General features: G+C 60.7%; 21 protein-coding genes and 2 rRNA genes. 12 read left to right on the top strand and 11 right to left on the bottom strand.

Annotated features, from left to right (window positions below; genetic code table 11):
- From AB5Y53_RS05370 to AB5Y53_RS05360, 3 genes are all read left to right on the top strand, one after another.
- Nucleotides 1–75: ribosomal RNA gene (locus AB5Y53_RS05370) — 23S ribosomal RNA — on the top strand; the annotation flags it as partial.
- A 120-nt stretch (nucleotides 76–195) separates the two neighbouring features.
- A 5S ribosomal RNA gene (gene rrf, locus AB5Y53_RS05365) occupies nucleotides 196–310 on the top strand.
- 296 nt (nucleotides 311–606) lie between these two features.
- Nucleotides 607–1,239 carry a LysE family translocator gene (locus tag AB5Y53_RS05360; RefSeq protein WP_368181294.1) on the top strand — a complete coding sequence of 211 codons (633 nt, stop codon included), beginning with the start codon at nucleotides 607–609 and terminating at the stop codon, nucleotides 1,237–1,239.
- Nucleotides 1,240–1,321: 82 nt separating this feature from the next.
- On the opposite strand, the gene fis is transcribed toward AB5Y53_RS05360, so the two are convergent.
- Nucleotides 1,322–1,618 carry a DNA-binding transcriptional regulator Fis gene (fis, locus tag AB5Y53_RS05355; RefSeq protein WP_005309538.1) on the bottom strand — a complete coding sequence of 99 codons (297 nt, stop codon included), beginning with the start codon at nucleotides 1,616–1,618 and terminating at the stop codon, nucleotides 1,322–1,324.
- Nucleotides 1,619–1,643: 25 nt separating this feature from the next.
- Nucleotides 1,644–2,609 (bottom strand): tRNA dihydrouridine synthase DusB, encoded by a 966-nt coding sequence (dusB, locus tag AB5Y53_RS05350; RefSeq protein ID WP_010675552.1) that lies wholly within the window; start codon nucleotides 2,607–2,609, stop codon nucleotides 1,644–1,646.
- A gap of 290 nt (nucleotides 2,610–2,899) precedes the next feature.
- On the opposite strand from dusB, the gene AB5Y53_RS05345 reads away from it, so the two are divergent.
- The 4 genes from AB5Y53_RS05345 to AB5Y53_RS05330 all read left to right on the top strand — a co-directional run bounded on the left by AB5Y53_RS05345 (nucleotide 2,900) and on the right by AB5Y53_RS05330 (nucleotide 7,710).
- On the top strand, nucleotides 2,900–4,306 hold the full coding sequence (locus tag AB5Y53_RS05345; protein ID WP_161957753.1) for a TolC family protein: 1,407 nt from the start codon (nucleotides 2,900–2,902) through the stop codon (nucleotides 4,304–4,306).
- Between the two features lie 73 nt (nucleotides 4,307–4,379).
- Nucleotides 4,380–5,384 (top strand): HlyD family secretion protein, encoded by a 1,005-nt coding sequence (locus tag AB5Y53_RS05340; protein ID WP_368181292.1) that lies wholly within the window; start codon nucleotides 4,380–4,382, stop codon nucleotides 5,382–5,384.
- Entirely contained in the window at nucleotides 5,384–6,520 is a 1,137-nt protein-coding gene (locus AB5Y53_RS05335; RefSeq protein WP_368181291.1) for an ABC transporter permease, read from the top strand. Before AB5Y53_RS05340 ends, AB5Y53_RS05335 begins: the two co-directional genes overlap by 1 nt.
- Nucleotides 6,517–7,710: an ABC transporter permease gene (locus AB5Y53_RS05330; RefSeq protein ID WP_368181290.1), complete on the top strand. Its 1,194-nt coding sequence runs from the start codon at nucleotides 6,517–6,519 to the stop codon at nucleotides 7,708–7,710. Before AB5Y53_RS05335 ends, AB5Y53_RS05330 begins: the two co-directional genes overlap by 4 nt.
- 56 nt (nucleotides 7,711–7,766) lie before the next feature.
- Here the strand turns inward: AB5Y53_RS05330 and AB5Y53_RS05325 are convergent, their stop codons facing one another.
- From AB5Y53_RS05325 to AB5Y53_RS05315, 3 genes are all read right to left on the bottom strand, one after another.
- Nucleotides 7,767–8,402 carry an SDR family oxidoreductase gene (locus AB5Y53_RS05325; protein ID WP_201927924.1) on the bottom strand — a complete coding sequence of 212 codons (636 nt, stop codon included), beginning with the start codon at nucleotides 8,400–8,402 and terminating at the stop codon, nucleotides 7,767–7,769.
- 127 nt (nucleotides 8,403–8,529) lie between these two features.
- Nucleotides 8,530–9,384: a DnaA/Hda family protein gene (locus AB5Y53_RS05320; protein ID WP_103243669.1), complete on the bottom strand. Its 855-nt coding sequence runs from the start codon at nucleotides 9,382–9,384 to the stop codon at nucleotides 8,530–8,532.
- Nucleotides 9,385–9,444: 60 nt separating this feature from the next.
- On the bottom strand, nucleotides 9,445–10,119 hold the full coding sequence (locus tag AB5Y53_RS05315; protein WP_039041329.1) for a DnaT-like ssDNA-binding domain-containing protein: 675 nt from the start codon (nucleotides 10,117–10,119) through the stop codon (nucleotides 9,445–9,447).
- Between the two features lie 275 nt (nucleotides 10,120–10,394).
- Here AB5Y53_RS05315 and AB5Y53_RS05310 point away from each other — a divergent pair, with 275 nt between their 5' ends.
- Entirely contained in the window at nucleotides 10,395–11,366 is a 972-nt protein-coding gene (locus tag AB5Y53_RS05310) for a response regulator (RefSeq protein WP_029314797.1), read from the top strand.
- Nucleotides 11,367–11,436: 70 nt separating this feature from the next.
- On the opposite strand, the gene AB5Y53_RS05305 is transcribed toward AB5Y53_RS05310, so the two are convergent.
- From AB5Y53_RS05305 to AB5Y53_RS05295, 3 genes are all read right to left on the bottom strand, one after another.
- The gene (locus AB5Y53_RS05305; protein WP_323880766.1) at nucleotides 11,437–12,834 is read right to left on the bottom strand and encodes a peptide MFS transporter; all 1,398 of its coding nucleotides are present in this window, start codon (nucleotides 12,832–12,834) and stop codon (nucleotides 11,437–11,439) included.
- A 213-nt stretch (nucleotides 12,835–13,047) separates the two neighbouring features.
- On the bottom strand, nucleotides 13,048–13,959 hold the full coding sequence (gene galU / locus AB5Y53_RS05300) for a UTP--glucose-1-phosphate uridylyltransferase GalU (protein WP_010675542.1): 912 nt from the start codon (nucleotides 13,957–13,959) through the stop codon (nucleotides 13,048–13,050).
- A 94-nt stretch (nucleotides 13,960–14,053) separates the two neighbouring features.
- Nucleotides 14,054–14,371 (bottom strand): ComEA family DNA-binding protein, encoded by a 318-nt coding sequence (locus AB5Y53_RS05295; protein WP_041213860.1) that lies wholly within the window; start codon nucleotides 14,369–14,371, stop codon nucleotides 14,054–14,056.
- A 166-nt stretch (nucleotides 14,372–14,537) separates the two neighbouring features.
- On the opposite strand from AB5Y53_RS05295, the gene cysQ reads away from it, so the two are divergent.
- Nucleotides 14,538–15,308: a 3'(2'),5'-bisphosphate nucleotidase CysQ gene (gene cysQ, locus AB5Y53_RS05290; protein ID WP_104452319.1), complete on the top strand. Its 771-nt coding sequence runs from the start codon at nucleotides 14,538–14,540 to the stop codon at nucleotides 15,306–15,308.
- Between the two features lie 63 nt (nucleotides 15,309–15,371).
- On the opposite strand, the gene AB5Y53_RS05285 is transcribed toward cysQ, so the two are convergent.
- The 3 genes from AB5Y53_RS05285 to AB5Y53_RS05275 all read right to left on the bottom strand — a co-directional run bounded on the left by AB5Y53_RS05285 (nucleotide 15,372) and on the right by AB5Y53_RS05275 (nucleotide 17,855).
- A complete protein-coding gene (locus tag AB5Y53_RS05285) occupies nucleotides 15,372–15,668 on the bottom strand; it encodes a YciI family protein (RefSeq protein ID WP_213320877.1) in 297 nt (98 codons plus the stop codon).
- 24 nt (nucleotides 15,669–15,692) lie between these two features.
- A complete protein-coding gene (locus AB5Y53_RS05280) occupies nucleotides 15,693–16,244 on the bottom strand; it encodes a septation protein A (RefSeq protein ID WP_010675538.1) in 552 nt (183 codons plus the stop codon).
- A gap of 105 nt (nucleotides 16,245–16,349) precedes the next feature.
- A complete protein-coding gene (locus AB5Y53_RS05275) occupies nucleotides 16,350–17,855 on the bottom strand; it encodes an aminotransferase class V-fold PLP-dependent enzyme (RefSeq protein ID WP_368181289.1) in 1,506 nt (501 codons plus the stop codon).
- Between the two features lie 190 nt (nucleotides 17,856–18,045).
- Between AB5Y53_RS05275 and AB5Y53_RS05270 the strand changes: the two genes are divergently transcribed.
- The 3 genes from AB5Y53_RS05270 to AB5Y53_RS05260 all read left to right on the top strand — a co-directional run.
- Nucleotides 18,046–18,678: a hemolysin III family protein gene (locus AB5Y53_RS05270; RefSeq protein ID WP_201891198.1), complete on the top strand. Its 633-nt coding sequence runs from the start codon at nucleotides 18,046–18,048 to the stop codon at nucleotides 18,676–18,678.
- A gap of 121 nt (nucleotides 18,679–18,799) precedes the next feature.
- Entirely contained in the window at nucleotides 18,800–20,461 is a 1,662-nt protein-coding gene (locus AB5Y53_RS05265) for a putative transporter (RefSeq protein WP_010675535.1), read from the top strand.
- 221 nt (nucleotides 20,462–20,682) lie between these two features.
- Nucleotides 20,683–22,652, top strand: a 1,970-nt coding sequence (locus AB5Y53_RS05260; RefSeq protein ID WP_368181288.1) for a retention module-containing protein, incomplete at its 3' end; no start/stop codon positions are given.

Here is a 22,652-nt window from a genome sequence, read left to right as displayed (position 1 = left end):
CGTTGATAGGTGGGGTGTGTAAGCGTAGCGATACGTTGAGCTAACCCATACTAATTACCCGTGAGGCTTAACCATACAACACCCAAGAAGTGTTCTGGGCCTTGTAGCGAATGAACGAACTACTCAAATTCAGTGATAATGACAAGCAACTAGCGAAGTCGTTATTCACGTCAGCTTTCTGGATTAAGATTTTTGCCTGGCGGCAATAGCGCAGTGGAACCACCTGACCCCATGCCGAACTCAGAAGTGAAACGCTGTAGCGCCGATGGTAGTGTGGCATTCGCCATGCGAGAGTAGGACACTGCCAGGCACCCAATACAAGAAACCCCGCTCACTCGAGCGGGGTTTTTTATTGCCTGTAATTTATTTTTTAGATAATAAGTCTGGCTAATGCACAAAATCCAGTCTATTACATCGATAAACATTGCTATTCAGCCAGTATCACTGCCTTTCAAACGGCTCAATCTCTCTTTCTCACCTGGTTGAGCTTCAAGTATCTCCGGCTCAAACGCTATTCCCTTCCTTGATAATCACTATCGCCGGAAACGGGAGTGACAAGTACTTCAGGATTCATAGACTGTTTCTTTCATATACAAGGAGCTGTCTATGTTGGGGATCCACGATCTGGCGTTGTTTATCGTTTCTGGCCTGCTGCTGAACATGATGCCTGGGCCTGACTCCCTGCTCATCATGCTGCGCAGCGGTTCCCAGGGATGGCGTGCAGGGTCCATGGCGGCATTGGGTATCGGGACAGGTACCATGGTGCATGTGTTGGCGGCGGCGCTGGGACTGTCTGCCCTGTTGAGTGCCTCCGCCGAGCTGTTTGCCGTCATCAAGCTGATGGGGGCGCTCTATCTGGTCTATCTCGGCGTGTCCATGCTCTGGCAGAGGAGTGGCACTTCAGCGTCTGTGGATGGGGCTGTGGCGCTGCCTGCGCTCTCTTATGGGCGTATCTTTCGGCAGGGGTTGCTCACCAATGTTCTCAATCCCAAGGTGGCGCTCTTCTTTCTCGCTTTTGTGCCCCAGTTCATCGATCCCGCTTCACCGCAAAAGGCGATGGCGTTTATCGTGCTGGGCTGCATCTTCAATCTCAACGGCATGATCTGGTGCCATCTGCTGGCTTTTTCCACCGCGTTTGCAAGCCGCAAGGCGCGACTACCCGCCCGGGTGGCCACCTGGCTGAATCGTGTGATGGGGGGGCTGTTCGTGGGGCTCGGTATCAAGCTGGCGGTGGAGTGAGCAGGTAAACACCGGGCATAGAAAAAGGCGTATCCCATCGCTGGGATACGCCTTTGTCTGCACTGCAGCAGAATGACCGGGATCAGTTCATGCCGTAACGCTTGAGTTTCTTGCGCAGGGTGCCGCGGTTGATACCCATCATCACGGCGGCGCGAGTCTGGTTGCCACGGGTGTACTGCATGATCACGTCCAGCATGGGAGCTTCGACTTCGGAGAGAACCATATCGTACAGATCAATCACTTCCTGACCGTTCAACTGGGCCAGGTAGTTACGCAGGGCCTGTTGCACAGAGTCACGCAGGGGGCGTTGGGTCGGCTCGGCAGCGTGATTGTGAGTAGTTGTTACCAATGCATCAGAAGTCAGGGTTTGTTCGAACATATTCGGTCGGCTCTTTAGTTATGCGTTAACCTAATCCATCGAAATACGCTTCGAGTGCCTCGAGTTGTGCGTCTGCACAATCCAGGGCATTGAAGTGCTTACGGAATTCTCGGCCCGCCTCTTCTTCATCCAGATACCAGCCCACGTGTTTACGGGCAATGCGCGCTCCCAGATAGGCACCGTAAAACTGGTGCAGATTGGTGACATGCTCGTTCATCAGGGTGCGAACCTCTTCCCTGTCGGGAGGCGGCAGCTTGGTGCCCGTTTCAAGAAAATGGCGGATTTCCCGGAAAATCCAGGGTCGTCCTTGCGCAGCACGGCCGATCATCACGGCGTCGACACCGGTATAGTCGAGGACATACCGGGCTTTCTCCGGGCTATCGATGTCGCCATTGGCGACAACAGGAATCGATACGGCCTGCTTAATCGCCCTGATAGTGTCGTACTCCGCTTCGCCCTTGTAGAGGCAGGCACGGGTACGACCATGCACGGCAAGGGCCGCGATACCGCAATCTTCGGCGATTCGGGCGATCTCCTCGCCATTGCGGTTATCCGGATCCCATCCTGTGCGGATCTTCAAGGTGACAGGTACTTCCACCGCATCCACCACGGCCCGGCAGATGGATCTGACCAGGTCTGGCTGACGCAGCAGGGCGGAACCTGCCAGCTTCTTATTCACTTTTTTTGCCGGACATCCCATGTTGATGTCGACGATCTGAGCGCCCTGCTCCACGTTGTAGCGGGCAGCAAACGCCATCATCTCGGGGTCGGCACCGGCAATCTGGACCGATCGCAAGCCGCCTTCAGCAGAGTGATCCATTCTCATCCGGGTTTTCTGGGTATCCCAGACATCCGGGTTGGCCAGCAGCATCTCGGAAACGGCCATACCGGCTCCCAAACGTAAACAAAGTTCACGAAATGGTCGGTCTGTTACACCGGCCATGGGGGCCACGATCAGGGGAGTTTCAAGCGTGTGGGGACCTATCTGCATTCCACGGTTACCATCGGCTTAGGGCGGCGTATATTACGCATTTTTTAGTCAGGAGAAAAGGTTAGTATTTGAGCGTCAGCCATTTTTTTCTGAAAAAAACGTCGCGCCAAGGCTTGCAAATTCAGGAGTGCTTGAAAATCGGACATATTGTCTGTGACCATGGTCAGGAGGGCGCGAGTGAGGGGGATGGTGATTTGTGAGTCTCCCTCTCAAGCCGGTTTAGGCTATGATAGCGGGCCTGAATTGAGCAAAGACTCTACACAATTTCATTACAAACGGATCGGGGATGTATGACGGCAAAGTTCATCAAATCGCTCTGCCCATGCCTGCTGGGTATCGTGCTGGGGTCGGCTCAGGCGCAGACGGTCAGCTTTACCGAGGCCTGGAGCCGGGTCATCCAGCAGGATGACGGCTTGGCGGCAGAGCAGGCCGGGGTGGAGCGGGCCCAGCAACTGCGGGAGGCGGCCAAGGCCATGTACCTGCCCAAGGTGGATGTGGGGGCCAGCTATACCCATCTCGATCAGCCGATGGAGCTGGACATGCTGGATCTCAACCCCATTGCCAATCATCCGGAATTCGGCAAGGTGCTGGGGCCTGTGATGCAGGCACTCAACCTCAGCCCGAGCGATTTCGTCACCCCCCTCACCAAGCAGAACGTGGTGACCAGTTCGGTCAAGATGCTATGGCCGCTCTTTACCGGCGGGCGCATCGATGCGGCCCAGGATATTCGTCAGGCCCAGGTGAGCGAGGCTGAGCAGTTGCTGGTGCTCAAACAGCAGTCCACCTTCGAGAGCCTCTCCCAGACCTACTTCGGGGTGGTGCTGGCGGCGCAGGTGGTGCAGACCAAGCAGGAGATCGAGCAGGGACTGGCACACCATCTGGATCATGCCAAGAAGCTCGAAGCCCAGGGGCAGATCGCCAAGGTGGAGCGCCTGTCGGCCCAGTCTGCCTATGACAGGGCACGCATCGATACCCAGAAGGCCAGGCGCAGCCTGGAGATCGCCCAGCTGGCGCTCGGCCACATGCTCAAGCTCAAGCAGGCTGAGCCCAATACCGCCCTCTTCATCAACGAAGGGATGCCAGCCTTGTCTCCCTTCGTGGAGGAGACCCTGTCGGTGCATCCCGGTCTCAAGCTGTTGACGGCCAAGAAGGAGCAGGCCCAGGGGATGATCAAGCTGGAGAAGGGCAAGTACGCCCCCGAGCTCTTCCTGTTTGGCAACTACAACCTCTATGAAGATGATTCCATCGTCTCCAAGACCACACCGGACTGGCTGGTTGGTGTCGGGGTCAGCATGCCGCTGGTGAGTCGTGATGGCCGCTCCGAGACAGTCCAGGCAGCCAAGAGCGCCGAACTCCAGGTCAACCTGCTGCAAGCCAAGACCCGCCAGGATCTGGAGCTGCTGGTCGAGAAGACCTGGCGCGAGGCTGCCCAGGGACTGGAGGAGTATCACTCTCTCTCCTCGACCCAGGCGCTGGCCGAGGAGAACGTGCGGTTGCGTGACAAGGCATTCGGTCAGGGGCTCTCCACTTCCCTTGATGTGGTCGATGCCCAGACCCAGCTTGCCGGGGTCAAGACCCAGCGCGCCGCCGCCGCCTATCAATACGTGATCTCCCTGGCCCGCTTGTTGGCACTCTCCGGTCAGATGAACAGTTTCAACCAGTATCAGCATGGTCAGGCGATCGAGGTGAACTCATGATCGCGCTCTCTTCCATTCCGTTATTCATGTCCGTTTCGACCGTCAAGGGTCGCCCGTTTGCCGAGGTGAATTCATGAGTCATCCCCCCATCAAGAAGAAGATGAGCCAGGGCAAGCCCTGGCTGCTGCCACTGGCGCTGGTATTGCCTGTGCTCTGGCTGGGCTGGCGCTTCTGGCTGGCCTATCAGCCGGAGCCGGTGCGTCTGCAGGGGCAGATAGATGCGCAGCAGTATTCGGTCTCTTCCAAGGTGGCGGGCCGCATCGACGAGGTGCTGGTGAAGAAGGGGGATCAACTGGCCAGGGGCCAACTGGCGTTCACTCTGGCGAGCCCGGAGATCGAAGCCAAGCTGAGTCAGGCCAAGGCCGGGCAGGCCGCGGCGGGTGCCATGGCCGAAGAGGCCGAGAAGGGGGCGCGAGTGCAGCAGATCGCGGCCGCCAAGGATCAGTGGCAACAGGCCAAGGCGGCTGCCCTGCTTCATGGCAAAACCTACGAGCGCATTGCCAGCCTGCATCGGGATGGCGTGATGTCGCTGCAAAAGCGTGACGAGGCCTGGACGGCCTGGCAGGCGGCGAAGTACAGCGAGGGCATGGCCTGGCAGCAATACCAGATGGCACTGGAAGGAGCGCGGGAAGAGACCAAGATCGCGGCCCGCGAGCAGGCCAAGATGGCGGCTGGCGGAGTGGCGGAAGTGGAAGCCTATCTGGCCGATACCCGCATCGCCAGCCCCCACGAGGGGGAAGTTGCCCAGGTGCTGCTGCGTAGCGGCGAGCTGGCTCCCCAGGGCTTCCCCGTGGTGACCCTGCTCGACATGAAGGATGCCTGGGCCCAGTTCCATGTCCGTGAGGACCTCTTGCCAAGGTTCCCGGTCGGTACCGAGTTTGATGCCCGTATTCCCGGCCTGGGGGATCAGCTGGTGCGCTTCAAGGTGACTCATGTGGCCGTGATGGGGGATTTCGCCACCTGGCGTGCTACCGACACCCGCCAGGGGTTCGACATGAAAAGCTTCCAGGTGGAAGCGCGCCCCTTGCAGCCGGTTGACGGGCTGCGGGTCGGCATGAGCGTGCTGGTCGAGCTCTGATGGGACGCGAATGGCGGTTGCTCTGGCAGGACCCGTTCGGCCGGGCGCTGGCGAGCTGGGTCCCTTTGGTGCTGATAGGGATCCTGTGCTGGATCTTTTCAGCCGGCCTGGCGCGGGATCTCAAGGTCGGTCTGGTGGATCTGGATCGCAGCACCCTCTCCCGACAACTGGCGTTCTCTCTCGATGGCTCCGCCGGGCTCAAGATAGCGCAGCAGTTTGACGCCATCGACGCAGGGGCCAGGGCACTGCGAGGGGGGGAGATCTATGCCCTGGTGGTGATCCCCCATCACCTGGAGCGGGATGCCCGCGAGGGGACCCAACCCAGGGTGACCGTGTTCAACAATGGCCAGTTCATCCTGATTGCCAAGCTGGTCAACTCCGCACTGGCCCAGGTGGTCGGGACGCTCAATGGCCAGGTGGGCGTGCTCTCGGCCATGGCCGACGGCAAGACGCTGCCCGGTGCCCTGGGACAATCCGTACCCATTGCGAGCCAGGTTACCGCGCTCTACAACATCAATTCCAGCTACGCCCAGTTTCTGCTGAGCGCCCTGCTGCCTGCGGTGTGGCAGATCCTGGTGGTGCTCTATGGGCTGAACGCCCTGGCCCGCACCGATCGCCTCGGGTTGGACTGGACCACCAGAGGGGTCTGGTTCGGCCTCTGGCGTACCCTGCTGCCCCACGTGCTCATCGGCTGGGGGGGGGGTCTGGCGTGGAGTCTGCTGCTGTTCAAGGGGCTTGGGTACCCCATGCAAGGCAGTTGGCTGGTGCTGACGGCGGGGCTGGGACTGGCGTCGGCCGCTTGCGTCACCATGGGTGCCTTCTTTTACGCCATCATCCGGGATCCGGCGCGGGCGCTCTCTCTGGCCGGCGCCTACACGGCGCCGGGATTCGCCTTCATGGGGGTCACCTTTCCGGTCACCGCCATGGGGGATGTGGCCCAGTTCTGGCGCAGCCTGCTGCCCATCTCCCACTATGTGGAGCTGCAGATCGGGCAAACCAATTATGGTCAACCGTTGACGGCGGCCCTGCCCCAGCTCGGGGCTCTGCTGCTGTTTCTGCTGCCCCTGTTGCTGGTGGTACACCGCTACCGGACGCCGTCGGGCACGGCTCTGCCCCATGAGGAGTCCAGGCCATGATGGGATTCTGGGATCTGGTGCGCCTTGAGCTGCGCACCCTCTTGGCGGATCGCGCCATCATGCTGACCCTGTTTGGCGGCGTCTTCTTCTACTCCTTCCTCTACCCCCAGCCCTACCTGCACCAATTGCCCAGGGAAGAGCCCGTGGTGGTGGTCAACGAGGATGGCAGCCAGCTTTCCCGCCAGCTGGAGTTCATGGCCGATGCCACGGCGCAGGTGAAACTGGTGGCCCGTGTCGGTTCGCTCGACGAGGCTCGCCAGATGATGCTGACCGGCAAGGCGAGCGGCATTTTGCACATTCCCCGCCACTTCTATCGGGATCTGATGCTGGGCAGGAGCGTGACCCTGGGTTATGCCGGAGATGCCTCCTACTTCCTGGTCTATGGCACCATTGCCGAAGGGCTGGCCCAGGCGGGGGGCACGCTCGCCGCCCAGGTGAAGGTGGCCAGGCTGTTGAGCCAGGGCGAGGCGCTGCCCCAGGCCGCCATGGGCTGGAACGCGGTGGCCCTCAATGTGCTGCCGGTATTCAACCCCACCATGGGCTATGTGAACTACGTGGTGCCTGCGGTATTCGTGCTGATCCTACATCAGGTGTTGCTGATGGGGACCGGCATCCTGGGGGCGACCCAGAACCAGCGCAGCCGCCGTGGCGAGTCAGGCTACTGGCAACATGCCCCCGTGCCGGCCTTGTTGCTGGCCCGCACCCTGGTGGTGGGGGCTCTTTTCGTCCTTCCGGTGGCCTACTTCTTCGGCTTCTGCTTCGATCACTACGGTATTGCCCGCACCGCTGTACCCGGCGAACTCTGGCTCTTTACTCTGCCGTTCCTGCTGGCCACCACCTGGCTCGGGATCGTGCTCGGCGCCCTGTTCACCCGCCGTGATCTGCCGACCCAGGTAGTGCTTGTCTCCTCTTTGCCGCTGGTCTTCCTGGCTGGCTTTATCTGGCCCATTGAGCTCATTCCGGCTCCCCTCAACTGGCTGGCCCAGTGGGCCCCGAGCACGCCGGCCATCGAGGGATTCCTGCGCCTCAATCAGATGGGGGCCGACTTTGCCCAGGTCTCCCGCTACTGGTGGCAGTTGTGGGGACTGGCGCTGCTGTATGGCGCTCTGGCGTGCTGGTTGCTCCGCTGGCGTCAACCGTGCCCTGCAACGCGGCCGGATGATGGGGCGACAGCGTCTTCCACCGACTAGGCCCCTTGCAACAACACGGTCAGCCACTGGGCTGACCGTGTTGCCATTCACAGGGATCATGGCTGACTCAGACCCGGATCGCCGATGGCATAGATCTGGCCGCACGCCTCCTGGTCGGTGAGCAGTTGCAAACCCCGTATCGCCACATCCTGGCGCCTGACCAGGCCATGCCTCTCTTGCCCCTGGCTCAGGATGGCCTGACCCGTGGGCTCCCCATCCTGCAACCCTGCGGGGCGTAAAATGGTCCACTCAAGGGTGCTGGTCTGCAGCCAGCTTTCCGCCAGGCTCTTGAGGCGTACCTCGTGTCCGAAGGCGGCGCGAGCCCGCTCGGGCAGGTATTGCCAGCTGTCGCCACAACCGAGGGAGGTGACCAGCAGCAGGCGGCTGAGCCCGGCGCGCTCCATCTCGTCGATCACATGACGGTTGCCCTGATAATCCACCGGTGCACTCTGGCGAAAGCTGCCGAGGGTGGAGACTACCCGGGCATCCCTGCCCGCCAAGCGGCAAGCCTGGGCCACGGCCAGGGGGTCCAGGGCATCTCCGATGACGACCTCGACTCCCAGGGTATGCAGCTCGCTGGCCATGTCGGCATGGCGCACCAGGGCAACGACCCTGTGGCCCAGTTGCAGTGCGTGGTCGGTGAAGGCGCGGCCCAGTCCGCGACTGGCACCGAAGATGAGTGTGGTTGGCATGACAGGCCCTCTCGAACAAAAGAGCAAGCCTAGAGCCTGGATGGCTCTCTGTAAATGAGAGTGGTTTTTATTTGTGAGGTGCAGGGGATATGAAGGGCCGGACATCAGGGACGCCGGCCCGACGGGATCAACCGTTGTAATGGCCGATGCTGGGACGGCGGCTGGGTCCGCTCAGGTGGATGTCCACCGGATTGAACGCCTTGATCGCCTCATAGCTGAAATCACCGATGGCCTGATGCAGGCTCTGGGGGCTGTGGTTGGTGATGATGATGACGCTTTTGGACAGGTTGCGACGACGGCGCAGCAGGTGACCGAGGAAGCTGGACTGACTCTCCGCCATCTTGGCGCGGTTGGCTGCCACCTCGTCGATGATCAGCAGGTCCACCTCTTCCAGGGCGCGGCGGTACTGGTTGCGCTCCTCCTGATCCTGGATGACGTTGAAGAAGAGCCTGTCCACGATGGAGGCCCACTGCTGGAAGATCACCGACTTCTGGTGGCGCGCGATCAACTCGTGGGCCACGGCGCCCGCCAGGGTGGATTTGCCGGTGCCGTAATCGCCGTAGATCAGCATGCAGCCCCCGCCGCTCTTCTCCCAGTGCTCGAAACCGCTGATGAAGTAGCGGGCTGTCTCGATGGGGTATTGCAGGGCCGGGTCACCGGAATCCATCTTGTCGAAGATCCAGTCCGGATTGAGGTCGGCCTGGGCGATCAGCTTCTGGATCCGCTCCTGGCGGGCCGCCTTCTGCAACTCGCGCACTTCGGCATTGGCCTTGGCGTCGTACTCCTTGCGCAGGGTCTCGTAGTCGTACTGGCTGCCGCCGGTTGCGGCCCGCAGTCGGAGAATACGTTCCTGCAGGCTGCTGACGTGACGCTTGAGCTCGGGATCATGAGCCCGTTGCTCCTGTCTGGCCTTGGCGATTTTCTGGCGTTTGGCCTCGATCTCTTCCAGTGCCTGGCGCATCGGGTCGTGCGGATCTGTCATGGAATTCTCCTTCTGCTAGGGCTGTGGCTGGATGGGCGTGCACTTCGTGGCCGCCTGGTATCAATCATTCTCCGGCTCCTGAGCTTGTGCCAGCCGTTTGGCCTCATCGATCATCTCTTGCGCCCGGCGGCTCGGGCCAGCCTCTACCGGGGCTGGCGCGACCTGCTGGTACCCGGTGACCACGGTCGCCGGACGGCGGGCGTAGCGCCGACTCTTGAGGGCCCGAATAAATTTCAACATCCACTGGTGCTGGGAGTCGAACACCTCGGGGCGGCCGAGCCAATAGGCGATGAACTCCCCGAGATCCTCTTCGCTGTAGCTGGCATCGATCACCCCGCACAGGCGTGCGAGAGCAGGCAGTTCTTCGTCCGGACGCCACTGCAGGTGCATCTGGAACGGGCGTGCCGGCAGAGGGCTGCGCACCCGCTGGCTCAGCAACGGCAACTGGAAAGGGCACTGGTGGTAGTGCTCACTGTCAGCCTGGGCCTCGACCTGAAGCAGTTCGGCCTCCATCAGCTCGTCGAGCAGTTCGGTCAGCTGGCGAGCGTTGACCTGATAGCTGAAACCACCGGGATTGCCCGGATCGACGACAGCAAGTGCCCGGCCAAGCTCGGGATAGTTGAGTCGGGCCAGCCGATTTTCCAGCACCAAGCGGCGCAGTTGCAGGGTATAGAGGCTGCGGGCCGGATGGGAGAGTCTGGGATGGGCGAGGGCGCTGTATTCGGCTGGCGTCATGGTCTGCTTCACGATCTGGAGTGGAGGGCATTATCCCTCATGGCGGTGCCTCATACAATTCATGGTGCCGACCTGCGAGATAACGGCTGCCGGGCGACGGTTGCCGACCATCTCTGCGCAAGGGGGCGATCAAAATAGTCGGACCATTTCAAACGCTTGGCAGATACCAAGGCCAGCCCGGCTCGCTGCTCGACAATATTGTGTGGCGGTATCCAGCGCCCATGATCTAGTCTTAATGCTCAAATAACCATTTGACTAATAAGAGCTTTGTCAAGATGTCAAAAGCCGGACTACGGATCTTGGTGGTAGAAGACGAAGCGGTTTTTCGCCACTCACTGGTATCTTATCTCGAGCACGACGGGGCCTGCGTCTTTCAGGCAGAAGACGGGATTGAGGGGCTCTCTGCCGCAGCGCTCTATCACCCCGATGTGGTGTTGTGTGATCTGAACATGCCGAACATGGATGGCCATGAGGTGATTGCCTGCCTCACCGCCCGCTATCCACAGGTGCCCGTCATCGTCATCTCCGGTCAGGATCAGATGGCTGCGATCGAGCGTGCGCTGCGGGCGGGGGCCAGGGACTTCTTCATCAAACCGGTGAATGACTATGAGCAGATCCGCCGCAGCATCGAGCAATGCCTGACAAACCTCGGGCATCAGAGCCAGCAGCTGGAACTGATGGAGCACATCGACTTCTTCCGTGGCCACGATCTGGCGAGCAGCCGGCTGCTCGCCTGGTTGGCGCCCCCTGGCATGCAGGAGTGGGGGCCCTGGCAGGTCACCTTTGCCGGCATGGGCAATCTCTTCATCCCGGATACCTTCAAACTGGACGACAAGCTGCTGGTACTGGTGATGGAATTGCCCATCCTCGGTGTGGATGCGGCCTTCTGTGGTGCCTTGGTGCGATCCCTGATGAACGGCCCCTATCGCCAATACCAGCAACAGGAGAGCCTGCTGTTGACCCAGCCACACCGATTGCTGGATTACCTCAATCTGCAACTGCTGGAGTCGGGCCTGCGTCACTCCTTTGCCATGGCGGCCCTGCTGTTCGATCAGGAGGATGGGTTGCTTTTTGCAAATGCCGGGCTCACCTCACCTCACTGGTTGATGCGTGCAGGGGGGTTGCCGCTCGGCTTGATGCGCAGCAGTCGCTACACGTTGCACAGGCGAAGCTGGCACGAGCCCTTTGATCTGCAGTTTCGCAGTGACAGCGGCAGCGCCCTGACGATGCAGGTTCGTCACCACTGACGCCGTGAAGTGAACACATGCAAACAGGGCGCCCATGGGCGCCCTGTTTGGTCTCTGCTGTCCTGACCGGTCAAACGGTCGCAGACTGCAGTTTCTGCTCTTGTTCTTCGGGCTCTTTGGCCGGGCCTTCGGCACCGTGCATCCAGTAGACCAGGCGGTTGGCCATGGTCAGCAGGATGAGGGCGCTGATCACGGCGGCCAGTGCGATGCCACCGAAGATGGCCATGGCACCGGATTCGCCGACGAAGGATCCGATGAAGCCGGCGGCATAGTTGGCCAGGGCCACGAAACCGAACCAGGCACCCATCATCAGGGAGGCCAGGCGCAGCGGAGCCAGCTTGGTCACCATGGAGAGACCGATGGGGGAGAGGCAGAGCTCACCCAGGGTATGGAACAGGTAGGCACCGACCAACCAGAACATGGAGGTCTTGACAGCCTGATCACCACCTTGCTCCAGCACGGCACCGATCATGAACAGGAAGCCGATGGCCAGGAACAGCAGGCCCATGGCGAATTTCACCGGGGAGTTCGGCTCTTTCTTGCCGAGCTTGATCCAGATGGCGGCCACGACAGGGGCCAGGGTGATGATGAAGAAGGGGTTCAGGGACTGGAACCAGGCGGTCGGCACTTCGAAGCTGCCGATCATGCGGTCGGTATACTCCTGGGCATACAGGTTCATCAGACCACCGGCCTGCTCGAAGCCGGCCCAGAAGATGATGGTGAACAGGCCCAGTACCAGGATCACCTTGATGCGATCCACTTCCTGTTTGGTCAGGGGCGCTTTTTGCTCCTTAGAGCGCTGCAGGGCGGCACGCTGGGCGGCGGGCACACGGCCGATGTCGCCAAGGAAACGCTGGGCCATGGTGGCCTGCACGACCAGGGAGAGCAGCATGCCGATACCGGCGCTGACGAAGGCGGCTTGCCAGCCATAGGCGGTGGCGGCGGCGCCGCAGATCACGCCGGCCAGGAGGGAGCCCAGGTTGATGCCCATGTAGAAGATGGTGAAGGCGCCGTCACGACGGTGATCCCCTTCTTTATACAGGTCACCCACCATGGTGGAGATGTTCGGTTTGAACAGGCCGTTGCCCACGATCAGCAAGCCAAGGCCGGCATAGAAGACGGTGTTGACCATGTCAGGGAACATGGCGTGAGGCAGTGCCAGGGTAAACTGGCCGGCGGCCATCAGCACGGCACCGAACAGGATGGCACGGCGCTGGCCCAGGAAGGTATCAGCGAGCCAGCCGCCGATGATGGGGGTGATGTAGACCAGACCGGTATAGATGCCGTACAGCTTGAGGGCGTCGGCCTGGGTCCAGCCCATGCCACCGTTGGCGGTCAGGTCGGTCAGATAGAGGACGAGCACGGCACGCATGCCGTAATAGGAGAATCTCTCCCACAGTTCGGTACTAAAGAGCAAAAAAAGCCCTTTAGGGTGACCTAAAAAGGTCCCTTTGGACGGGTTATTCATTGGAACTTCCACCTGTGTCTTATATTTTTTTAGAAATTTTATGCAAGGGCTAGGAACAAGCCTTAATCCTTATAGAACAAGCGACTTTAAATTACAATATTATGATTTAGCGATATTTTATCTATCAATGGTTGAATATTTGTTTATAAAATGAAAAAGGGCATCGAATGATGCCCAGTTTTTTATTCTGCTTATCTTGTAAATATTCAGAGATTACAGCTCTTTGGCAAACTGCTTCAGCCAGCTGGTGAATTCTTTGCTGAGTTCCCGATGGCGCACGGCGTATTCCACATTGGCCTTCATGTAACCGAGCTTGCTGCCGCAATCGTGGCTGCGTCCCTTCATGAAGTAGGCATTGACCTGCTCCTTTTCCATCAGCATGGCGATGGCATCGGTCAGCTGGATCTCGTCGCCGGCGCCGGCCGGGGTTTTTTCCAGCAAGGGCCAGATATTGGCCGAGAGCACATAGCGACCGACCACGGCCAGGTTGGACGGGGCTTCATCCCGGGGCGGCTTCTCGACGATGGCCTGCATCGGCAGGGACATGCCTTCGCTCAGGGCCTCCCCCTTGATGTCGGCGATGCCGTATTTGTCCACTTCGCTCTCGGGGACGGCTTCCACCATGATCTGGCTGATCTGCTCCTCTTCGAACAGATGCACCATCTCCGCCAGGTTGTCCTGCTTCAGATCGCTGGCCACCTCGTCGATGAGCACATCCGGCAGCAGCACGGCGAAGGGTTGATCCCCGATGAGGGGGCGGGCACACAGTACTGCATGGCCCAGGCCTTTTGCTTCCCCTTGACGCACGTGCATGATGGTGACGTCTTTGGGACAGATGTGCTGAACCTCTTCCAGCAGTTGGCGCTTGACCCGCTTCTCCAGGGTCGCCTCCAGCTCGAAGCTTTTGTCGAAGTGGTTCTCGATGGAGTTCTTGCTTGAATGGGTCACCAGGATGATCTCCTTGATGCCGGCGGCGATGGCTTCGCGCACCACATACTGGATCAGCGGCTTGTCGACCACGGGCAGCATCTCCTTGGGGATGGCCTTGGTGGCGGGCAGCATGCGGGTACCCAGACCGGCAACGGGGAGAACGGCCTTGCGAACAACGAGCGGTGTCTTTTTCATGGAGTGAGTCCGAAGATACAAAGTGGGCTCATGATACCCGAAGAAAAATAGGGCAGCCACAGGCTGCCCTTGGGATGACAGGGATTCAAACCGGTTACTTGACGATAATCATGTCCCGGTTTGCTTCCAGCGTGGCAGGTCCGATGCCACTGACGTCCGCCAGTTGATCGACGGAGGTGAACTTGCCCTGCTTCTCCCTGTGGTCGATGATGGCCTGTGCCTTCTTCTCGCCAATGCCCTTCAGGGCGGTGAGCTCGCCGGCACTGGCGGTATTGAGATTGATCTTGCCGCTCTCCTTGACTTGGGTGGTGGCCACAGGCTTGGTCGCCGCCTTGTCGGCGGCCAGCAGAGGTTGGCTCAACAGGGGGAGGCAGCCCAACAGCAGTGCGGCGATCAGGGTCTTCTTGTTCATGTTTCACATCCTTATGAATCTGCCTTAGTGGCATATTTATCATTAGCTGTGTTGCGCCACTTTTTGTCTGTCAGTTTTGACACTGTATAAGTCAGTACAAACGGCTATAAGCCGAAGATACTCACTCGGTTACACTGACCAACCCTTTGAGCGAGAACTCTTTTCCATGTATCTACCCGCCATTTCCGAACTGGAGCCCATCGCCCGCGCCGCCGGTGAGGCCATCATGTCAATCTACAGCCAGCCCTTTGCGGTGGAGTACAAGCAGGACGAGAGCCCGCTGACGGCGGCGGACAAGGGGGCCCACGAGGTGATCGTTCAGGCGCTGGCGCGTCTCACTCCCGATATCCCGGTGTTGTCGGAAGAATCCTCCCCCGAGGTGATGGCTGCGCGACTCGGCTGGTCCCGCTACTGGCTGGTGGATCCTTTGGATGGCACCAAGGAGTTTGTCTCCCGCAACGGCGAGTTCACGGTGAATATTGCCCTGATTGAACAGGGGACCCCGCGCTGGGGGCTGGTCTATGCCCCGGTACTGGACAAGCTCTGGTATGGGGGCAAGGGGATTGGCGCCTGGCGTGTGGCCGATGGCAGGCACGAGACCATCCAGACCCGTCCTCATGACGCTGGGCAAGTGTGGCGCGTGGTGGGCAGTCGCAATCACCTGTCGCAGGAGACCCTCGAGTATCTGGCCCGTTTTGGCGAACTGGAGCGGGGCGAGATCGAGCTGGTTTCCATGGGCAGCTCTCTCAAGTTTTGCATCATTGCCGAGGGGGAGGCCGAGCTTTACCCGCGGCTCGCACCGACCTGCGAGTGGGATACGGGGGCTGCTCAGGCGGTACTGGAAGGGGCGGGGGGCAGCGTCACCCGGCTCGATGGTTCGCCGCTTTGCTACAACAAGCCTGATATCCTCAATCCCTGGTTTGTGGCCAGGGCATGAGTCACCATCGGATGCGAAAAGGCCGGACAGTGTCCGGCCTTTTTCTTGTCAGCCTCGATGGGCTCAGAAGACTTTCTTGAACGGTTTGATGGTCACCTTGGCGTAGACCCCTGCCGCAACATAGGGGTCCGCATCGGCCCAGGCCTGGGCGTCGGCCTGGCTGGCAAAGTCGGCGATGACGGTGCTGCCGGTGAAGCCCGCATCGGCCGGATCCTCGGCATCGATGGCCGGGTTCGGGCCGGCCGTCAGCAGTCGGCCCTCATCCTGCAAGGCTTGCAGGCGGGCCAGGTGGGCAGGGCGTGCCAGCTTGCGCTGGGGCAGGCTGCCCGCGACATCTTCGGAGTAGATCAGATACCACATGGAATAATCCCTTTCTGGTTGCGGTTATTTTTTCTGTTCTGCGTTCTGCTCGGCCGGCATGTGGCGATAGAGATAGACGCCGCTGAGCAGGGTGAAGACCAGGGTCATGCCCAGCAGGCCGAACACCTTGAAGTTGACCCACATCTCCTGAGAGAGGTTGAAGGCCACGTAGAGGTTGAGCAGGCCGCACAGGGTGAAGAAGCCGACCCAGCCGAGATTGACGTTGTCCCAGACCCGGTCGGGGGCTTGGAGCTCCTTGCCCAGCATCTGCTTGATGAGGTTCTTGCCAAAGCCATAGCGGCCGATGAGCAGGGCGAGGGCAAAGAGCACATTGATGACGGTCACCTTCCACTTGATAAAGGCATCGTCGTGGAAGAAGACGGTGAGGCCGCCGAAGAAACCGACCAGCACGAAGGTGAACAACTGCATCTTCTCGACCCGGCGATAGCGAAGCCAGCTGTACAGGAGTTGCAGGCCGGTGACGACCACCAGGGCGCCAGTGGCGGTGTAGATGTCGTAAAACTTGTAGACCGCGAAGAAGACGATCAGGGGGATGAACTCGATAAACTGCTTCATGCTGGGCTCTAACCTCAAAATTTCACTCAGTGTACCTGCCCGTCAGACAACGGCAAATGAATAAGACCGTCCATTCTGCAGGCAGTTCCTTCCCGGGGCGGCGGGTTACTCGAACAGCTGGCTGGCAATCTGGTTGCCAAGGCGCACCTGATCGTCCAGCAATGCGCGTATGTCTGCTTCCTCGATGAGGGGGTTGAGCAGGACGGCGCGCAGCAGCGTGAGTGGTTGCTCGCCATAGCGGGAGACTGCACGCTGGGTGCGTGAGACGAAGCTGTGCCCTTCGGCGCGCTGGGCTTTTTGCAGGGCGACGTTGAAGAGATTGATCTGTTCGTTGGCCGCCACATCGGGCACCTGACCTTGCAGGTGGGGCGGAATGCACCGGTAGGAGAGCAGGTTCATGACAGGTGCCGACATCAGCTCGAAGGCGGGACTGGCGTCGATGAGCGCGGCCATTCGCCGCGCCCTGTCGTAGTTGGCGTCGATGAGTTGGGCATAACCCTGCTGTCCCAGCATCTGGAAGGCGGCATCCAGATAGAGCGCGTTGGCGGGACGGGTCCCCTCCAGAGTGAAACGCCCCTGATCGAAGGAGGTGGCGCGGATGGCGTAGGGAGCCTCGCGCTTCACCGTCATCATCAGGTCCGGTTGGTGGCAGAGCAGCATGCCGGTACCGAGCGGGACCAGCAACTGCTTGTGACCGTCAAGGGTGACGGTATCGGCGTGCTCTATCCCCGTAAGCAATCCCTGATAGCGGGGCGAGAAGAGGGTCGGGCCACCCCAGGCCGCGTCCACGTGGAAGTGGATTTGTTCGCGCCGGGCGATGGCGGCCAGTTCCGGCAGCGGGTCGACGGAGCCAAAATCCGTGCTGCCAGCCACGCCGACCAGCGCCAGCACCTTGAGCTTCTGCTCCCTGCATTGTTGAAGGGCCTGTTCCAGTGCCGCCAGACTGAGCCGATTGTGCTCGTCTGTGTCGAGACGCCAGACGCTGCGAGCCCCGAGTCCCAGCAGATCCATCCCCTTGTCGAAGGAGTAGTGCATCAGCCGCGAGCCCAGAATGACGGCGCCGCGATAGCCCTGCTCGGCGAGGGCGAACAGGTTGTCGCCACAGGCCCGGTTGCGGGCCAGCCAGAGGGCGGTGACGTTGGCGATGGTACCGCCACTGGTCATGACGCCGAGGGCTGCATCCTTGGCATGCATCTGGGCTGCATAGAAGGCGTCGTCCTGGCGGTAGACCAGACGGTGCAGCTTGGCCAGCACTTCCCGCTCCAGAAAGCTCAGCAAACGGGAGGACTCCATCTTCATCGGGTTCTGGTTGAGCATCACCAAGAGCCGGGAGAGCTCGGCGGTGAAGGCTGGCAGCGGCGCCGTCATGTGTCCCATGTAGCGGGGAGAGGTGAGGTGCGATGCCCCGGGTACCAGGGTGGCGAGCCGTGCCAGATAGTCCCGGGGAGAGATGCCGATGGTGGGCATGCACGACTGATCGAGCTGGTGGGTGAAGCTGCCCCGCTGATAGGGGGCCTGACTGTCGTCGGAATGATGGAAATGCTCCAGCAGGGCCGTCATGGCCTTGCCGAAATCAGGATCCGGTTGTGTAAACAGTTCAGTGAGCTTCATCGGGTTCTCCAGACCAGATTGTCGGGCAGACGCGGCCATCCGCATGGGCGGCGTCGGCGGCAGAGCATACACCAAAGGGGCGGGGGGCACAGCCATCTCTGGCCCTCCCTCTCCTCGCCCTTTATTTTCAGCTAACACTTGTAGCCTGAAACGTCGGCCGCTAGAGTGGGCCGGTAATGGGTTGGAGGTAATGATGGATGTGACGGGGTACTCCCCACGGGAAGAGTGGGCGAATCGCCTCAGCCATGGGCTGGGGCTGCTGCTGGGCGGACTGGGACTGGTCTTGCTGCTGCACAAGGGGTGGGATCAGGGGCCCAGGGTACTGCTGAGCTACGGCGTTTACGGTGCCAGCCTGGTATTGCTCTATCTCGCCTCGACGCTCTACCACAGCGTGAGCTCGGTGACGGCCAGACGCTGGAGCAAGCTGTTCGATCACTGCGCCATCTACCTGCTGATCGCCGGCACTTATACCCCCTTCCTGCTGGTGGCGCTCGATACGCCGCTGGCGCAAGGACTGATGGTGGTGATCTGGGGGCTGGCCCTGGCGGGGGTCGTGTTCAAGCTGATCTTCATCAATCGCTTCAAGAAGGTGTCGCTATTTACCTATCTGATGCTGGGCTGGCTGTCGCTGGTGGTCATCTACCAGCTCTATCTGCATCTGGATGGTACCGGGCTCCTGCTGCTGGGGCTGGGTGGTCTCATCTACAGCCTGGGAGTGATCTTCTATGTGGCTAAGCGCATTCCCTACAACCACGCCATCTGGCACCTGTTTGTGCTGGGTGGCAGTCTGTGCCACTTCATGGCCATTTATGGCTACATCTGATGGCTAACCCTTAATTGGTATTTTTGTACTCATGAAAGCCTGAATTCGTGCGGCACCCCACAGTTGCCCCCTTCGTTTGCTGACAAGCTAGTGCCAGTTCAGTTTGGAAAGGATACAAACGATGAGTGAGATCGCGCTTTCCATCAGCATGCTGTCGCTGGTGGCAGTGCTGGGGCTCTGGCTGGGAAACTGGCGGGTCTATGGCGTGGGTTTGGGTATCGGCGGGGTGCTGTTCGGCGGCATCATAGTGGGCCACTTCGCCGGCTTGTCCGGGTTGAAGCTGGATGAGCAAACACTTCATTTTATTCAGGAATTCGGCCTGATCCTGTTCGTCTACACCATAGGCATCCAGGTTGGTCCCGGCTTTTTCTCCTCCTTGCGCAGTTCGGGCCTCAAGCTCAATGGCTTCGCGGCCCTGCTGGTTCTGCTCGGCTGCCTGGTGGCGGCGGCGTTGCACCAGCTGTTCGATGTACCGCTGCCGGTGATCCTCGGGGTCTTTTCCGGGGCCGTGACCAATACCCCGTCCCTGGGGGCTGGCCAGCAGATCCTGGCGGAGCTCGGGGCGGATCCTGGATCCACCGGCCTGATGGGGATGGGCTATGCGGTGGCCTACCCGTTCGGGATCTGCGGCATCCTGCTCACCATGTGGCTCATCAGGATGTTCTTCCACATCAAGATCGAGGAGGAGGCGGTTGCTTTCGAGCAGCAGGCTGGCAAAACCAAGGAGAGTCTGCAAACCATCAACATTGCCGTGCGCAATCCCAATATGCATGGCCTGATGCTCCGCGAGATCCCGAGTCTGGACGAGGCGGACGTCATCTGCTCCCGACTCAAGCGTGGCGACGAACTGATGGTGCCAAAGCCCGACTCGCGCATCGAACTTGGCGACCTGCTGCACCTGGTGGGGGAGCGCCATGCCCTGCACAAGGTGCTGCTGGTGCTTGGAGAGGAGGTAGACACCTCCCTCTCCACCCGCGGGACCGATCTGCGGGTTGAGCGGGTGGTGGTCACCAATGAGCAGGTGCTCGGCAAACGGATCCGCGATCTCGACATCAAGCAGAAATACGATGTGGTCATCTCGCGCCTGAATCGGGCCGGCATCGAGCTGGTGCCGACCAGTCAGACCAGTCTGCAGTTCGGTGACATCCTGAACCTGGTGGGGCGGCTCGATGCCATCGAGGCGGTCACCAGCGTGGTGGGCAACGTGCAGCAGAAACTCCAGCAGGTGCAGATGCTGCCCGTCTTCATCGGCATCGGGTTGGGGGTATTGCTCGGATCCATTCCCTTCTACCTGCCGGGATTCCCGGCGGCGCTCAAGCTGGGGCTGGCAGGGGGACCGCTGGTGGTGGCGCTCATCCTGTCTCGTATCGGCAGCATCGGCAAGCTCTACTGGTTCATGCCGCCGAGCGCCAACCTGGCGCTGCGGGAAATAGGCATAGTGCTCTTCCTGGCGGTGGTGGGGTTCAAGTCCGGGGCCGGCTTCATCGACACCCTGATCAACGGCGACGGTCCCGCATGGATGATGTACGGTGTGGCAATCACCCTCATCCCGCTGCTGCTGGTGGGTGTGCTGGCACGCCATTATGGCAAGCTCAACTACCTCACGCTGTGCGGTCTGCTGGCCGGCTCGATGACGGATCCTCCCGCTCTGGCATTTGCCAACGGCATGCACCCCACCAGTGGTGCCAGCGCACTCTCTTACGCGACCGTCTACCCCCTAGTGATGTTCCTGCGGATCATTTCGCCCCAGCTGCTGGCCATCCTGCTCTGGGCCGGTGTCTGACACCTCACGGACGGGAGCCGATGAGGCTCCCGTCTTCGTTTTGTCACAATTGATGCTATTGATTTAATTAATTTTATTCATCTTCGGCGTTCCTTCGTTTTCACCCCGAAACCCGGCTTCATTTCGGTCTGTTCATTCGATTTTTCTCACTGGTTTATGGCCTGATAAACGGGCACATTGGAGGCTGGAGCAATATGCCCTTCGATATTTCAGGAGAAACCATGAGCAATCAGCGCATCGTATTGGATCAGGATGTCGTCGTTACCCACTTGCAAGGCAAAATGTATCTGGTCGCCGCCGACGGGAGCCAGAGACTCGTTGCAGAAGGCGATGTACTGCCCAAGGATGCGGTATTGCTTGCGCCCGAAGGGGCCAGCTTCCAGGGAGGGGAGACCACGTTCACCCTGGGTTCCGGCGAGCGCCCCGAACAGGGTGACGCCGTGCTGGCGAACGCGGGTACGCCCGATGACATCGCCGCCTTGCAGCAAGCGATTCTGGACGGAACCGACCCCACCAAGGCATTCGAAGCGTCGGCGGCGGGTGGAGCCCCGGCCGCAGGCAATGCGGGGGGCGTGGCTGGTGCCAGCGGCAACGGCGGTTTCGTCACCATCGATCGTACCGGTGATGCAACCATCTCCAGCGCAGGCTTTGACAGCGCGAACCCGGCTGGCGCGGCGCCGCTGGTGGATGCGCAAAGCAGCGAAGATGAGCTGGTCGACCTCACCGCTCCCGTCATCACCGTCTCTGCCCCCGACAACACCAACGATCGGACGCCGACCCTGACCGGTACCACGGATGCCCCCGCTGGCAGCACGGTGACTCTGGTGGTGACCGATGCCAATGGCAATCAGCAGACCCTGACCGCTACGGTACAACCGGATGGCAGCTTCAGCGTGGATGTCACCACACCGCTGGCTGAAGGGGGCTATCAGGTGACGGCCTCCGTGACCGATCCGGCCGGCAACACCGGCACCGCGACCGATGATGGCAGCGTGGACACTAAGGCTCCGATCGTGACGGTGAATGCACCGGACAATACCAATGACAACACCCCGACCATCACGGGGACCACGGACGCCGCCCCCGGCAGCACGGTGACCCTGACGGTGACCGATGCCAACGGCAATCAGCAGACCCTGACCGCCACGGTACAACCGGATGGCAGTTACAGTGCGGATGTCGTGACGCCGTTGCCGGATGGGGGCTATGACGTGACTGCCAGCGTGACTGATCCTGCTGGCAACAGAGGCACGTCGAGCGACGATGGTAGCGTGGACACCACGGCGAACATCACGGTGAGCCTGGATGACGTGAACGCGGCCAATGTGGCCAACACGCCCATCAGCGGCACCTCCGATGTCGGCCCGAACCGCACCGTGACCCTGGTGATCAGCGATGCCACTGGTAAGAGCGTGACAGTCACTGCCGTCACCGATGCCGACGGCAACTACCAGACCAGCGCCGATCTGAGCGGGCTGGCGGATGGCAACCTGACCGTGGTGGCCAGCGTTACCGACGCGGCGGGCAACCCGGCCAGCGCCACCGACGACACCACCTTGCTCGACACCATGCCACCGGATGCCAGCATCACCCTGGATGGCAACATCACCCCTGACGACGTGATCAACGCGGCCGAGTCCAAGCAGGACATCGCCGTGACCGGTCGCGTGGGTGGCGACGTGAAAGAGGGCGACACCGTCACCCTGACCGTCAATGGCAAGGCCTTCACCGGTCTGGTCTTGGCCGACAAGACGTTCAGCATCAATGTGCCGGGTAGCGACCTGGTGGCCGATGGGGACAAGGTGATCGACGCCAAGGTCACCACCACCGACGCGGCGGGCAACAGCACCACGGCGGCCGATACCGAGGGTTACAGCGTCGACACCCAGGCCCCAAGCGTGGTGGTCAACATTGTCGATCCGCAGATCATCGCGGGTGAGACCAGTGACGTGACCTTCACCTTCAGCGAGCAGGTCAAGGGCTTCGAAGTGGGCGACCTGACCGTGGTGGGCGGCACGGTTACCGACCTCAAGACCACGGATGGCGGCAAGACCTGGACCGGCACCTTCACGCCGACCCCGGGCTTCGAAGGCACTGCCAGCGTCACCGTGAACGAGGGCAGCTACACCGACCTGGCGGGCAACGCGGGCACCGGCGGCAGCGACACAGCCGGCGCCGATATCAAAGCACC

This window comes from Aeromonas sp. R7-5 (genome assembly GCF_040908015.1).
Classification (GTDB): Bacteria; Pseudomonadota; Gammaproteobacteria; order Enterobacterales; family Aeromonadaceae; genus Aeromonas; species Aeromonas caviae.
Note: the sequence above shows the minus strand (reverse complement) of the source record. Positions and strands in the feature narration are given on the sequence as shown.

What these genes read in the sequence shown, in the direction of transcription:
- AB5Y53_RS05340 (WP_368181292.1), top strand. Translation starts at nt 4,380, where the DNA reads ATGAGTCATCCCCCCATCAAGAAGAAGATGAGCCAGGGCAAGCCCTGG.
- AB5Y53_RS05295 (WP_041213860.1), bottom strand. Translation starts at nt 14,371, where the DNA reads ATGAACAAGAAGACCCTGATCGCCGCACTGCTGTTGGGCTGCCTCCCC.
- AB5Y53_RS05270 (WP_201891198.1), top strand. Translation starts at nt 18,046, where the DNA reads ATGATGGATGTGACGGGGTACTCCCCACGGGAAGAGTGGGCGAATCGC.
- AB5Y53_RS05275 (WP_368181289.1), bottom strand. Translation starts at nt 17,855, where the DNA reads ATGAAGCTCACTGAACTGTTTACACAACCGGATCCTGATTTCGGCAAG.
- AB5Y53_RS05325 (WP_201927924.1), bottom strand. Translation starts at nt 8,402, where the DNA reads ATGCCAACCACACTCATCTTCGGTGCCAGTCGCGGACTGGGCCGCGCC.
- dusB (WP_010675552.1), bottom strand. Translation starts at nt 2,609, where the DNA reads ATGCAGATAGGTCCCCACACGCTTGAAACTCCCCTGATCGTGGCCCCC.
- AB5Y53_RS05310 (WP_029314797.1), top strand. Translation starts at nt 10,395, where the DNA reads ATGTCAAAAGCCGGACTACGGATCTTGGTGGTAGAAGACGAAGCGGTT.
- fis (WP_005309538.1), bottom strand. Translation starts at nt 1,618, where the DNA reads ATGTTCGAACAAACCCTGACTTCTGATGCATTGGTAACAACTACTCAC.
- AB5Y53_RS05305 (WP_323880766.1), bottom strand. Translation starts at nt 12,834, where the DNA reads ATGAATAACCCGTCCAAAGGGACCTTTTTAGGTCACCCTAAAGGGCTT.
- galU (WP_010675542.1), bottom strand. Translation starts at nt 13,959, where the DNA reads ATGAAAAAGACACCGCTCGTTGTTCGCAAGGCCGTTCTCCCCGTTGCC.
- AB5Y53_RS05320 (WP_103243669.1), bottom strand. Translation starts at nt 9,384, where the DNA reads ATGACAGATCCGCACGACCCGATGCGCCAGGCACTGGAAGAGATCGAG.
- AB5Y53_RS05335 (WP_368181291.1), top strand. Translation starts at nt 5,384, where the DNA reads ATGGGACGCGAATGGCGGTTGCTCTGGCAGGACCCGTTCGGCCGGGCG.
- AB5Y53_RS05265 (WP_010675535.1), top strand. Translation starts at nt 18,800, where the DNA reads ATGAGTGAGATCGCGCTTTCCATCAGCATGCTGTCGCTGGTGGCAGTG.
- cysQ (WP_104452319.1), top strand. Translation starts at nt 14,538, where the DNA reads ATGTATCTACCCGCCATTTCCGAACTGGAGCCCATCGCCCGCGCCGCC.
- AB5Y53_RS05330 (WP_368181290.1), top strand. Translation starts at nt 6,517, where the DNA reads ATGATGGGATTCTGGGATCTGGTGCGCCTTGAGCTGCGCACCCTCTTG.
- AB5Y53_RS05315 (WP_039041329.1), bottom strand. Translation starts at nt 10,119, where the DNA reads ATGACGCCAGCCGAATACAGCGCCCTCGCCCATCCCAGACTCTCCCAT.
- AB5Y53_RS05285 (WP_213320877.1), bottom strand. Translation starts at nt 15,668, where the DNA reads ATGTGGTATCTGATCTACTCCGAAGATGTCGCGGGCAGCCTGCCCCAG.
- AB5Y53_RS05360 (WP_368181294.1), top strand. Translation starts at nt 607, where the DNA reads ATGTTGGGGATCCACGATCTGGCGTTGTTTATCGTTTCTGGCCTGCTG.
- AB5Y53_RS05345 (WP_161957753.1), top strand. Translation starts at nt 2,900, where the DNA reads ATGACGGCAAAGTTCATCAAATCGCTCTGCCCATGCCTGCTGGGTATC.
- AB5Y53_RS05280 (WP_010675538.1), bottom strand. Translation starts at nt 16,244, where the DNA reads ATGAAGCAGTTTATCGAGTTCATCCCCCTGATCGTCTTCTTCGCGGTC.